Annotated in this window: 12 protein-coding genes; 4 read left to right on the top strand and 8 right to left on the bottom strand. The window is 42.0% G+C overall.

Annotation, left to right across the window (positions count from 1 at the left end):
* Window positions 1–70 precede the first annotated feature (70 nt).
* Window positions 71–667: a FadR/GntR family transcriptional regulator gene (locus tag QSJ37_RS12905; protein ID WP_285756125.1), complete on the bottom strand. Its 597-nt coding sequence runs from the start codon at window positions 665–667 to the stop codon at window positions 71–73.
* Window positions 668–835: 168 nt separating this feature from the next.
* Window positions 836–4,147, bottom strand: a complete 3,312-nt coding sequence (gene dnaE / locus QSJ37_RS12900; RefSeq protein WP_285755498.1) for a DNA polymerase III subunit alpha — start codon at window positions 4,145–4,147, stop codon at window positions 836–838.
* A 108-nt stretch (window positions 4,148–4,255) separates the two neighbouring features.
* Between dnaE and ytrH the strand changes: the two genes are divergently transcribed.
* Together ytrH and ytrI are read left to right on the top strand one after the other, a co-directional pair.
* Complete coding sequence (gene ytrH, locus QSJ37_RS12895; protein WP_015864790.1) at window positions 4,256–4,597, top strand: sporulation membrane protein YtrH; 342 nt, start codon at window positions 4,256–4,258, stop codon at window positions 4,595–4,597.
* Complete coding sequence (ytrI, locus tag QSJ37_RS12890) at window positions 4,594–5,103, top strand: sporulation membrane protein YtrI (protein ID WP_285755496.1); 510 nt, start codon at window positions 4,594–4,596, stop codon at window positions 5,101–5,103. Before ytrH ends, ytrI begins: the two co-directional genes overlap by 4 nt.
* Before the next feature lie 45 nt (window positions 5,104–5,148).
* On the opposite strand, the gene QSJ37_RS12885 is transcribed toward ytrI, so the two are convergent.
* The gene (locus QSJ37_RS12885; RefSeq protein ID WP_285755495.1) at window positions 5,149–6,096 is read right to left on the bottom strand and encodes a DHH family phosphoesterase; all 948 of its coding nucleotides are present in this window, start codon (window positions 6,094–6,096) and stop codon (window positions 5,149–5,151) included.
* 125 nt (window positions 6,097–6,221) lie between these two features.
* Between QSJ37_RS12885 and QSJ37_RS12880 the strand changes: the two genes are divergently transcribed.
* A complete protein-coding gene (locus QSJ37_RS12880; RefSeq protein WP_015864793.1) occupies window positions 6,222–6,533 on the top strand; it encodes a YtpI family protein in 312 nt (103 codons plus the stop codon).
* A 25-nt stretch (window positions 6,534–6,558) separates the two neighbouring features.
* On the opposite strand, the gene QSJ37_RS12875 is transcribed toward QSJ37_RS12880, so the two are convergent.
* Window positions 6,559–7,869 carry a CBS domain-containing protein gene (locus QSJ37_RS12875; protein ID WP_041269958.1) on the bottom strand — a complete coding sequence of 437 codons (1,311 nt, stop codon included), beginning with the start codon at window positions 7,867–7,869 and terminating at the stop codon, window positions 6,559–6,561.
* Between the two features lie 129 nt (window positions 7,870–7,998).
* On the bottom strand, window positions 7,999–8,679 hold the full coding sequence (locus QSJ37_RS12870) for a metal-dependent hydrolase (RefSeq protein WP_062679236.1): 681 nt from the start codon (window positions 8,677–8,679) through the stop codon (window positions 7,999–8,001).
* Window positions 8,680–8,807: 128 nt separating this feature from the next.
* On the opposite strand from QSJ37_RS12870, the gene QSJ37_RS12865 reads away from it, so the two are divergent.
* A complete protein-coding gene (locus tag QSJ37_RS12865; protein WP_285755494.1) occupies window positions 8,808–9,902 on the top strand; it encodes a M24 family metallopeptidase in 1,095 nt (364 codons plus the stop codon).
* Between the two features lie 71 nt (window positions 9,903–9,973).
* Here the strand turns inward: QSJ37_RS12865 and ald are convergent, their stop codons facing one another.
* The 3 genes from ald to QSJ37_RS12850 form a co-directional block, all read right to left on the bottom strand.
* Complete coding sequence (gene ald, locus QSJ37_RS12860) at window positions 9,974–11,095, bottom strand: alanine dehydrogenase (protein WP_015864797.1); 1,122 nt, start codon at window positions 11,093–11,095, stop codon at window positions 9,974–9,976.
* A gap of 211 nt (window positions 11,096–11,306) precedes the next feature.
* The gene (locus tag QSJ37_RS12855; RefSeq protein ID WP_015864798.1) at window positions 11,307–12,068 is read right to left on the bottom strand and encodes an SDR family oxidoreductase; all 762 of its coding nucleotides are present in this window, start codon (window positions 12,066–12,068) and stop codon (window positions 11,307–11,309) included.
* Window positions 12,069–12,189: 121 nt separating this feature from the next.
* Window positions 12,190–12,333 carry a hypothetical protein gene (locus tag QSJ37_RS12850; RefSeq protein ID WP_015864799.1) on the bottom strand — a complete coding sequence of 48 codons (144 nt, stop codon included), beginning with the start codon at window positions 12,331–12,333 and terminating at the stop codon, window positions 12,190–12,192.
* Window positions 12,334–12,399: the final 66 nt, after the last annotated feature.

The raw sequence follows: 12,399 nt of genomic DNA, 5'->3' as shown, positions 1-12,399 counted from the left end.
CCCTCCTCCACTTTTTCACTCTATCATTACTACTGTATCGGAAATAAGTTATATTTTTTGTAAAATGGTGTCATCTTTCTTTCGACAATCGATTTTGCGTATATGTTTCCCAAATTTTCGTCACAGCGGCAACATCCCGCTTCGCAAACGCTTTTAGCATCTGTTCATAAAATTCGTCTGGAAATGTATACACACCATAGATTGTTTGCGAAAAGTTATGGAGCACGCGCCAAATCCGTTCGAGCAAATAGTTTTGCGAAGCCTCTGTCACCCACTTAAAAAAAAGCTCATAACCGATCGTTTTTTGTCGAACGCTTTTTTCAAGTTGAGCCAATTCCTGTTCTGTCCATCGTTGGCAAGCAAGCTGCAAACAAAGCTGTTCTATAAGCCTTTTCGTTTCTGCTAAATCTTCTTTTGCTCGTTCATCTTGTAAAATAAACATTCCGAGTAAATTAATAAGCTGATGATTCCCAACTTCTTTGATATACGTTCCTTCTCCTCTTCGTGTTTCAATTAAACCAAGAAATTCAAGCGCTCTTAACGCCTCGCGCACAGAAGAGCGACCGACTTGCAATCGTTCCGATAACTCACGCTCAGATGGAAGCTTATCGCCTGCAACAAGCCCGTCCTCTTTGATCATCCGCCGAATTTGTTCAAGCGTTTCAATATATACTTTTGCGTCTTTTACTTGTTACCCCTCCCTGCATGCTTGCTCTATGCATTGTTCAGGAAATTCTAACGAAATCATGTATTCCCTTCCTCTAATTCCCATCACTGGTCTGACCACTTAATGCTTATACGATATAACAAAATTGAAAAATAGTAAAGAAATAAATTATTTTACTACAATATGTTCATCCCCTAGCAGCGCTTTCAATGAAGCGATACATTCATCTGTTAAAGCGACATCATATTCTTCCGTAAGCTTCACCATCTTTTGCTCTTGCTCGTAATATAGAAAGACAGGCGTTTTTCCATGATATTTTTGCAGCAGCTCTTTTAGCGTAAACAATTTTCCAGACGCTATATGTTCCGGACGAATTTTTACATAAAGCGCCTCCATCGCAGGTACGTCTGCTTTGCGAATGACCAGCTGCGCTTTCCCTTTACGAACCTCCACTTTTCCTTCTAATAATCGCACTGTTCCCTTTTTTAAAACTGAAGAATAACGACGATATACATCTGGAAACGCAACCACATCCATTTCCCCGCTTTCATCACTAACCGTAAAGAAAGCCATTTCCTCTCCTGTTTTCGTACGTGTTTTTCTCTCTTCCACAATATATACACCCACTTTAACAGGAAAGTCCGTTTTTTCTCTTATTACACTCATGACTGAGCGGACACCATCCAAACGGAACACCTTCCGATAAGCAGATGTTGGGTGAGGAGAAACATAAACACCGAGCAATTCTTTTTCGTACATTAACTTTTCCTCTAATGACAAAGCAGGTGCTTCTACATATTTTGGCTTCAATGATATATCTGAAAATAATCCTTCTTCGACATACGGACCAACAAGCTGCGCATGTTCTAAAGCAACATCGACGCTTGCTAATAATGATGCTCTTTCGATTCCAAATTCATCAAAGCAGCCTGACAAAATAAGAGATTCTATCGTTTTTCGGTTGATGCCTTTTCCGAATAAGCGAACACAAAAATCAAAAAAGTCCGCAAAAAGCCCCTTTTTTCGCTCTTGTACAATCGCTTTGACTGCCGCTATTCCAACATGTTTAATCGCGGCTAAACTGTAGCGAATCTTTTCATGCTCCACTGAGAAAGAATAACGGCTTTGATTAATTGAAGGCGGCAATAATTCAATCTGCTTTCGTCTTGCTTCATAAATATATAAAGATACTTTTTCTTCGTCTCCGATCACGCTCGTTAATAATGCTGTATAAAAATAAAGCGGATAATGGGCTTTTAAATAAGCAAGTTGGTAAGAAAGCATGCTATAAGCAACGGCATGACTTCGGTTAAACCCGTAATTAGCAAAACGGACAATCATATCATATACATCATTTGCAAACCTTTCGTCATAACCTTGGTCGATACAGCCTTGTACAAACTCATTCCGCTGTTGATCTAAAATTTCTTTTTTCTTTTTTGCGACTGCCCGGCGCAATAAATCTGCTTTTCCTAGCGAAAAACCGGCAATGTTCGCAGCGATTTGCATAATTTGCTCTTGATAAATAAGAACACCGTATGTCGGCGCTAAAATCGGCGCTAAATCTGGATGAAGATAAGAAACTTTTTCTTCTCCGTGCTTTCTCTTTATATACGAAGGGATGTAATCGATCGGTCCAGGCCGATATAACGCGTTCACCGCCACGATATCCTCAAATTGTGACGGCTTCAATTGCTTTAATACCTGCTTCATCCCATCCGACTCTAACTGAAAAATCCCATTTGTGTCTCCCTTGCTGACCAGCTCGTATGTTTTGCGATCATCAAGCGGAATGGAACGCACATCGATGGTTTTTCCGGTTTGCTGCTGAATAAGACGGCATATATGTTCAAGCAATGTTAACGTGCGCAAGCCAAGAAAATCCATCTTTAATAGACCTAGCCGCTCTAACACGTCCATCGGGTATTGCGTTAAATATAATTCACCATGGCCTTGCTGCAGTGGAACGATTTGGGAAAGCGGCTCACTGCTAATAATCACACCCGCCGCATGTGTCGAAGTATGGCGCGGAAGTCCTTCGACCTTCATTGCGATTGCAATCCATTGTTTCAACAAGGAAGAAGCTTGAACCGCTTGGCGAAAAGCAAATGATTGATGATATGCTTCTTGAATCGTTATTCCATGTTTGTTAGGAACATACTTGATGATGTTTTCCATCTCTTTCGAATCAATCTGTAACACTTTGCCAATGTCCCGGAGGGCCGCTTTAGCGCCAAACGTACCGAACGTAATGATTTGCGCCACATATTGTTGTCCATACTTATTGGCGACGTATTGAATAACTTCTTCGCGCCGATCATCGGGAAAATCAATATCAATATCCGGCATCGACACCCGTTCTGGATTTAAAAACCTCTCAAATAATAGACCATATTGAATCGGATCGATGTCTGTAATATAAAGCGTATACGCGACAAGCGATCCTGCTGCCGATCCTCGCCCTGGACCCGTAACAATACCTTTTTTTCGAGCGAAATTCATAAAATCCCAAACGATAAGAAAATAATCGCTGAAATTCATTTGCTGAATGATATCGAGTTCATATTCAAGCCGTTTGATGTAAACATCAGAAGGGGACGAAACTCGTTCGTATAGTCCTTTCAGACAAAGACTCCGCAAATAATGATCTGCGTATTCATTTTCTGGAACAGGATATTTCGGCAGCTTTAATGTGTCAAAACTGATATGAAGATGGCATTGATCCGCGATTTTCCAGCTGTTTTCCAACGCCTCAGGCAAATCAGAAAACCGTTTTTTCATTTCCTCTGGCGATGTTAAATATCGTTCTCCATCTGTCGCCATCCCCGCTTTTATCACCGCGCCTTGTTTGATCGCTAATAAACAGTGCTGCACAAACGCATCTTCTTTTTCAATATATTGAACATCGTTTGTTGCCACAAGCGGGGTATTGGTTTCGTTGCTTAAATGAATCAACTGCTGCTCATACGGTTCTTGCTGCTTATTTTCTCCTCGCTGTACGGAAAGGTAAAAATCATCTCCAAAAATTTGCTTATATCGTTCTAACACTTGCTTTGCCTTTGTTATTTCGTTATGGGCAAGCAATGTTTCAATTTGCCCGCTTTTTCCTGGGGTTAGTGCAATTAATCCGCCACGATAATGCCATAGCCATTTTTCTGGAATTCCTTCTTGTGTTTTCGTTTGAATCGTACTGCTTATTTTTATTAAATGCTGATAGCCTGTTTCGTTTTTTGCTAATAAAACGAGCGGATATGTGCTTTCCCCCTCCAGCACAATGTCTGTGATCATCCCAATAATCGGCCGAATGCCGTAACGTTTACATTCCATATAAAAAGGAATTGCTCCGTACAATACATTTTCATCAGTTAATGCCAGCGCAGAAAATTGCAGGTCTTTTGCCTTTTTTACTAAATCGCTGATTTTCGCTGGACTTGTTAACAGGCTGTAGCAGCTGCGAACGTGAAGGTGAACAAACGACAACAATCTCCCCCTCCTTTTCCTCCATTATAGTGGACAAAACTTTTTCATTGCAAAACATACTCTTCTTCGATCGTCCATATACATAGTAAAAGAAAGGGTGGGACGAGTATGAGCGAAAAGATGCCATTTTTGCCTGCTTTTATTCAAAGTTATTTTATTGCTGTAGGCGTGCTGTTAGGCGGTGCGATGATCGGGGCGCTCGGCGCGTTTTTAAGCGGAGAACAGCCGCTTACGGCAATGTATCGATTTGCCGGCGATTTGCGAATTTGGGCTGTGGTTGCTGCCATTGGAGGAACGTTCGATACGTTTTATATGGTAGAACGGGGATTCTTTTTTGGGGAAACTCGCGACATTATTAAACAGTTTCTTCTCATTCTTTCCGCGATGGGAGGCGCGCAGACAGGCGTTACCATTATTACTTGGCTGACACAGGAGCATATTTCTTCATGAGAATCCCGCCTTATTACCGCTATCCAACATGGCAGCGTTTTTTTGCCGGCGTTGTGATCGGAGCGCTCATCAGCTGGTTTGTTTTTTTACATTTATTCGGCGTCTTGCAAGAAAAACAAGTTCGAAAAATCATCGAACTTCAAGACAAAATTGCCGATTTGGAAGATGAAATCCGCATTTGGCAAGAAGACTACGTCAAACAAAATAAAATAAACAAAAAAAAATTGATGGTACAAGAAATTTCTGTTCACCTCGTCAACGCGGAGCAATATAAACTTGACTCTTATACGACGTTTCGCATTGAAGAAAGCGTAAAGGAGGATGTTTCCCACTTAAAAGCAAAAGATATTGAAACCGTTTATAACAGCCGGGAGTTGCTAAAGCGGGCTATTGAAAATAAAACATACACCATCAACGAGCAACCGTATAAGCTGGAAATTTATCAGATGTTTGTCTTTACTACCTTAGCGATTGAACTAAAATTAAAGCCACTGCCTTCCTCATAAAGAGAAAATGTCCCGGATCTTGCTATACCGGGACATTCCTTCACTTTATTGAGAAAGACACGCTGCTTTCAAATCTTCAATGACGCGGTCCGCATCATCCCAAGAATCAATCGAAGCGCCTGCGGCAAGCGGATGGCCTCCGCCGCGGTATTTTTTCGCTACTTCATTGACAATCGGACCTTTGGAACGAAGGCGGACGCGAATTTCTTTCTCTTCCTCGATAAAAAATACCCATGCGACAACTCCTTCGATATTGCCAAGAAGGCCAACTAACTGCGAAGCTTCGGAAGCAGTAACGCCATATTGCTCAAGCAGCGATTTCGGCATTTTTATCGCTGCCACTCCTTCTTCCGATACCGTAAAATTTTGCAACACATATCCACTTAAATGCGCCACATTCAACTTCGTACGATACAATCCATCATATAGCTCCGTCAATGAAAATCCATATTGAATCAGTTCGCTTGCATAACGAAACGTTTTTTCGCTCGTTCTTGGGAAAAGGAAACGGCCTGTATCTCCGACAATCCCCGCGTAAATAAGACGTGCCGCTTCTTTTGTCATCACAAGTCCTTCTTCTTTACCAGCTAAATAAAATTCATAAATCATTTCGCTTGTGGAACTTGCGTTTGTATCTACCCATAATATGTCTCCATATGGATCTTCGTTTGGATGATGGTCAATTTTAATCAATTGTTTGCCAAGCCGATAACGATCATCGCAAATCCGATCTGTATTTGCCGTATCACAAACAATCACGAGCGCATTTTCATATGTTTTGTCTTCAATGACATCCATCCGCCGTAAAAATTGCAACGACTCTTCTTCCTGTCCAACCGTATACACCGTTTTTTCTGGAAAAGAGGCTTTCAAAATCTCAGCCAATCCTCCTTGAGAGCCGTACGCATCAGGGTCTGGACGTACGTGTCGATGAATGATTATCGTATCAAATTGATGAATCGCTCTTAAAATTTCCAAACACTTCTCTTTCATCTTTCTTCCCCTTTTTTTGCGGCTGTATTTTTTTTCATTATACGCGAACAAGAAAGGTCATTGCTAGAATTCTTCCTCATTTCTATGTACAATAAGGTAGAAAGAAATAATGGAGGGTTCTATTTATGCCAACGCTCGTAATTTTCATTATATTTTCCTTTTCTTTCTACGTCTATTATAAAATAAAGTATTTTCGCTCCCACCGTCCGATGGAACGACGCTGGCTTTCCGCCAAATCAAGCATTGCTCTCGGTCTATTCGTGTTCTTTTTCGGATTAAATCAGTTTTTTCTCCATTCTTCCACCGTCACCTATATTATCGGTACTATTTTCTTGCTAATTGGCGCCGGAAGCGCGTGGGCGGGCTATCGCGCCTATAAGCATTATTTGCCTCTCGTTTTGGAAGAAGCAAAACAAACAGCAAAAAACGGGGCGTAAATCGCGTCCCGTTTTGATACGACTTCTAACGGTCAATTAATTGACACATCATTAGCGCTTTTCCAACAACGACACCTTCGTTATATACTTCCACATCGACTTTTCCAAATTTCCGTCCAATTTCTAGCAGTTTCGCTTTCACATCGATCGTGCTTTCGATTTGCACTGGTTTAATAAAATAAATCGTAATATTTTCAATCACTAAATCTCCGCGTTTATATGCCCGAAGCGCGCGCGTAGCCGCTTCCGTCACAATCGTTGTAAATACTCCATACGATAGTGTTCCTAAATGATTCGTCATTTGCGGAGTAATCGTGCAGCGAAACATCTCCTCTTTCCCGTCACTATTGGCTTCCTGAAATTGGCTTGTAATAATATCATCAATGGTTTCACCAACTTGCGGCTGGCGTTGAATCATCTGAAGCGCTTTTAATACGTCTTGGCGGCTAATAATTCCTTGAAGCCGGTTATGTTCGTCAACAACTGGCAATAATTCGATGCCTTCCCATACCATGATATGGGAAGCGGAGGCGACCGATGTCTTTCCTTTTACCGTGATCGGGTGCTTTGTCATCGCCTTTTCAATCGGCAATTTTCGGTCAAAATCAAGCACATCTTTTGTAGTAACAACTCCTTGCACTTTTAACTGCTGATCCACAACTGGAAACCGGCTATGTCTTGTTTCACGATTGAGCTCATACCAACGTTCAATCGGATCGGTCGTATATAAATATGCTGTTTTTTCAAGCGGTATTAAAATATCTTCGACAAGAACAATTTCCTTTTTAATTAACTGGTCATAAATCGCCCGGTTAATCATCGTCGCTACTGTAAACGTATCGTAGCTTGTCGAAATAATCGGGAGCTGTAATTCGTCTGCTAATTTTTTTACATGGTCTTCTGTATCAAATCCGCCGGTGATTAATACGGCTGCTCCGGCTTCGAGCGCCCGTTCATGCGCTTTCGTACGGTTTCCGACAATCAACAAATCGCCAGCGCCTGTATAGCGCATCATCGCTTCCAGCTGCATCGCGCCAATAACGAACCGGTTCAGCGTTTTATGCAATCCTTCGCGCCCGCCTAACACTTGCCCATCAACAATGTTTACCACTTCTGCATACGTAAGTTTTTCAATATTTTCTTTCCTCTTCTTTTCAATCCGAATCGTACCGACCCGTTCAATCGTGCTCACATACCCTTTATTTTCCGCGTCTTTAATGGCGCGATAGGCGGTTCCTTCACTTACCCCCATTTCTTTCGCAATTTGCCGCACAGAAATTTTTTCACCGACCGGTAAACTATTAATATATTGCAAAATTTGTTCGTGTTTTGTCATCGCCAAGTTTCTTCACCCTTTACATAGTCTCCTTATTTTCATTATACGGGTGGAGCAAATTCAATTCAATGAAACGACCAAACACACTTGTTCCTAAAAAAAGCGCCTCCATAAGAGACGCTTTTTCATTTATAATTCAATACCTTCTCCTGGTTTTAATACACGTCCTACGCCATCAGGAAGCAGCGCAACAAATTGGTGCGGATCTTGGGCGATGACCGGGAACGTATTGTAGTGAATCGGCACGACTATTTTCGCGCGAAGCCATTCCGCCGCAACCGCAGCATCTTCCGGTCCCATTGTGAAATTATCTCCGATCGGCAAAAATGCGACATCAATAGAATTGCGCTCACCAATCAGTTTCATATCCGAAAACAATCCCGTATCTCCAGCGTGATAAATCGTTTTGCCTTCGGCGGTGAATAAAATTCCAGCCGGCATTCCCAAATAAATAATTTGCTTGTCCTCTGTCACATAACCGGAACCATGGAACGCTTGCGTTAATTTCACTTTTCCAAAATCAAATTGATGCGCTCCCCCGATATGCATCGGGTGGGTATTTACTCCTTGCCATCCTAAATATGTAGCTAATTCAAAAGGAGCAACGACGAGCGCATTATTTTTCTTAGCTAGCTGCACTGTATCCCCAACATGGTCGCCATGACCATGAGTAAGCAAAATGACATCTGCTTTCACATCTTCCAATTTTAAATCTGTCGCGCCGTTACCTGTAATAAATGGATCAATAAAAATCGTTTTCCCATTTGTTTCAATTTTTACGACGGAATGTCCATGATATGTTACTTTCATGATCATCCTCTCCTTTCATCATTATTATTCGCGGTGGTGGATGCATTTCCCTGCCCATACGCTTATAAACATTTACATTTTCTTATATTCCTGCTACTCTCAAAGTATATAGAAAGGAAGGGTGCAGAATGAACAAACGGCTTCAATTATTTTCCGAGTGGCTTCAAGAACAACATATTTCATTTGCGCTTATTACGTCAAGTCCGAATGTCTTTTATTTAAGCGGGTTTTATTGCGACCCTCACGAGCGGCTTTTAGCGTTGCTCATCTTTCCGCAAGAAGAGCCGGCATTAATTTGCCCGCAAATGGAAACGGCGCGCGTAAAGCAAGCTGGATGGGCATACGAAATTATTGATTACACCGATACAGACAATCCATGGCAGCTTCTTGGGCAGCATGTTCGCTCAAGAAATATTGCTGTAGAGCGAATTGCTGTCGAAAAAAGCCATCTTTCTCTCGAACGATACGAATTGCTTCATACCTATTTCCAAGCGCGTTCATGGATAAACGCGGAAGAAAAGCTGCGGCAATTGCGAATGATCAAAGAGGAGAAAGAAATTGTCGTATTGCGCCAGGCGGCAGAACTTGCAGACTATGCCGTCGAAGTAGGAGTAAACGCAATTGCCGAAGGGAAAACAGAACTAGATATTATCGCAACCATCGAATACGAAATGAAGAAAAAAGGCGTACGGGAAATGTCGTTTGCCACGATGGTACTGACCGGCAAAAACACCGCTAACCCACACGGTGTGCCGGGACTGACAGCCATTCAACGCGGTGATTTTGTTCTATTTGATTTGGGCGTCATTGTGGACGGCTACTGCTCTGATATTACAAGAACGGTCGTCTTCGGTGAAGCGACAGAGGAACAGCAAATGATTTATGATACGGTTCTGCGCGCGCAACTTGCGGCGATTGATGCCTCTAAACCAGGCGTGGAAATCGGCAATGTCGACCGAGCCGCAAGATCGATTATTGAACAGGCAGGATATGGTCCATATTTTACACATCGCGTCGGTCACGGTTTAGGCATCGAATTACATGAATATCCATCTATGAATGCAACAAATACGATGCCGCTAGAGCGCGGTATGACGTTTACCATTGAACCGGGCATTTATGTTCCTTCTGTCGGCGGGGTGCGTATTGAAGACGATGTGTTCATTACCGATAACGGTGCAGGAATTTTAACGAAATATCCAAAAGAGCTTATAATCGTTTAAAGACAGATAAATAAAAGAAGCGGTCTTTCGGGATGTTGCCGAAAAGGCCGCTCTTTTTGCCGAAAACAAGATTATAATTGTTGTAGCAATGTTTTCGCATCTTTATAAGGCAATCCATGTGCCTGCGCTACCGCCTCATACGTAATATAACCGTTCAACGTATTAATTCCTTTCAACAACGCTTCGTTTTGCAAACAAGCTTCTCGATATCCTTTATTAGCGATTTGCAGCGCGTAAGGTACGGTAACGTTTGTCAGCGCAAATGTTGACGTTCTTGGCACCGCGCCAGGCATATTCGCTACTGCGTAATGAACAACTCCATGTTTCACATAGATTGGATCATCATGGGTTGTAACGCGATCGGTCGTTTCAAAAATTCCTCCTTGATCAATAGCAATATCCACAAGAACAGAACCTGGTGACATCGAACGAATCATTTCTTCTGTGACGAGTTTTGGCGCTTTCGCTCCCGGAATTAACACCGCACCAATCACTAAATCAGACTGTTGCACCGATTCGGCAATATTATACGAATTTGACATTAACGTCGTCACACGATCCCCAAATAAATCGTCGAGCTCGCGGAGCCGATCTGGATTAATATCTAAAATCGTCACTTCCGCTCCAAGACCAACTGCCATCTTCGCCGCATTGGTTCCAGCAACCCCGCCGCCGATAATCGTTACTTTTCCGCGGCGCACTCCTGGTACACTTCCTAATAAAATTCCTTTCCCGCCATGCGGTTTTTCTAAAAACTGCGCTCCTACTTGTACGGACATTCGCCCCGCCACTTCACTCATTGGAGTTAATAATGGAAGCGAGCCATTTGGCAACTGCACCGTTTCGTAAGCAATTCCGACTACTTTTTTTTCGATTAATTCTTTCGTTAGCGCTTCTTCCGCCGCTAAATGTAAATACGTAAATAAAATAAGACCTTCGCGAAAGTAAGAATACTCTTGTGGAAGCGGCTCTTTCACTTTCATAACCATTTCGGCCGACCACGCTTCTTGCGCGGATGAAACAATCGTTGCTCCTGCTTTTTCATATTCTTCGTCGAAAAATCCTGAACCAAGCCCCGCTCCTTTTTCTATATATACCTCATGTCCTGCTTTCACTAATGTCATTACTCCGGCCGGTGTGATCGCTACTCTGTTTTCGTTATTTTTTATCTCTTTTGGAACACCGATTTTCATTGCAACGAATTCCTCCTAGCTCATTTGCTTACTATAACATATTATTTTGTTAATAAAAGGTGAGATCATCATTACTTATCTTTCTCCTATTTTCACTTAAATAAACGATCACTTTTATCTATCAAATGTTTTTTTTCACATCCAATGGAACATAGAAAAACAGAAAAATCACCCCACTGCATCGAGCAAGGTGATTTTTGGAAAAATGCGCTTATGTCCAGTATCGATGAATAACATTTACTCCTCCTGTCACATCGATGATCGCTCCTGTAATCATGTCTGAATCTTCTTCGCATAAGAAAGCAACAACACGAGCGATATCTTCCCCTGTTCCCGAGCGCCCAATTGGTGTCTCATTGTCTTTTATTGTACGCGAATAGGCGATCGTCGCTTCTTTCATCTCTCCAACAATATTGCCTGGGCAAACCATATTAGCTGTAATGCCATATTCCGCTTCTTCTAGCGCGATTGTTTTCGTTAATGACACTAACCCGACTTTTGCGGCACTGAACGCGGATCGGTTCGGCCATCCCGGCGCTCCTGCCGCACCTTGAAAACCATATGTAATAATGCGGCCAAATCGTTGTTTTCTCATCACTGGAATCGTTTTTTTCAATAAATGAAATACCGCACTTAAATTTCCTTCAATCATTTCGTACCACTCATCTTCTGTATAATCAGCTAATTTTTTTCGCTCAAAAATATACGGCCCTGCGTTATTAATTAAAAAATCAATCCGCCCAAACCGATCTAACGCCGCGTCCACAAGCGCAGATAAATCCTCTTTTTTTGTGACGTCACCGCGAACAAATTGAAGCCGCTCTTTTAGATGAGCATACTTTTCTTGCAGTGATTGTACCGCTGTTTCATCACTCCGATAATTGACGGTTACCGAATATCCTTTTTCTAACAACAGTTCCGTTACTTTTCTCCCCAGCCCTTTCGCTCCGGCTGTGATGAGGGCATGTCGCACATCTACTCCTCCTCACCTTAACAACTTCCTGTCTTTACTTTACTATAAAGATATGTCTAAACGCATCCATCTCGCTTAAAAAAAATCATCATGGCGCATAAACACCATGATGTAGTGGAAATTATTCACCAACTTCACGCTTTGGATTATAGTGAAGTTCATCACGATCAACAACCCCGCTATGATATGCATCCATAATTTGCTCGCTAACCATTTTTACTGCATCTTCATCATAATCGAAATCTTTTCTATAGTTTTTTTCCATAATTATATCCCTCCTCGTTCATAGAAATATCATACATATGGTAGTTTCTCATTGCTTGTATGCAGG

This window comes from Parageobacillus sp. G301 (assembly GCF_030268025.1).
Lineage (GTDB): Bacteria > Bacillota > Bacilli > Bacillales > Anoxybacillaceae > Parageobacillus_B > Parageobacillus_B toebii.
This window is presented reverse-complemented; position numbering and strand designations above follow the sequence as displayed.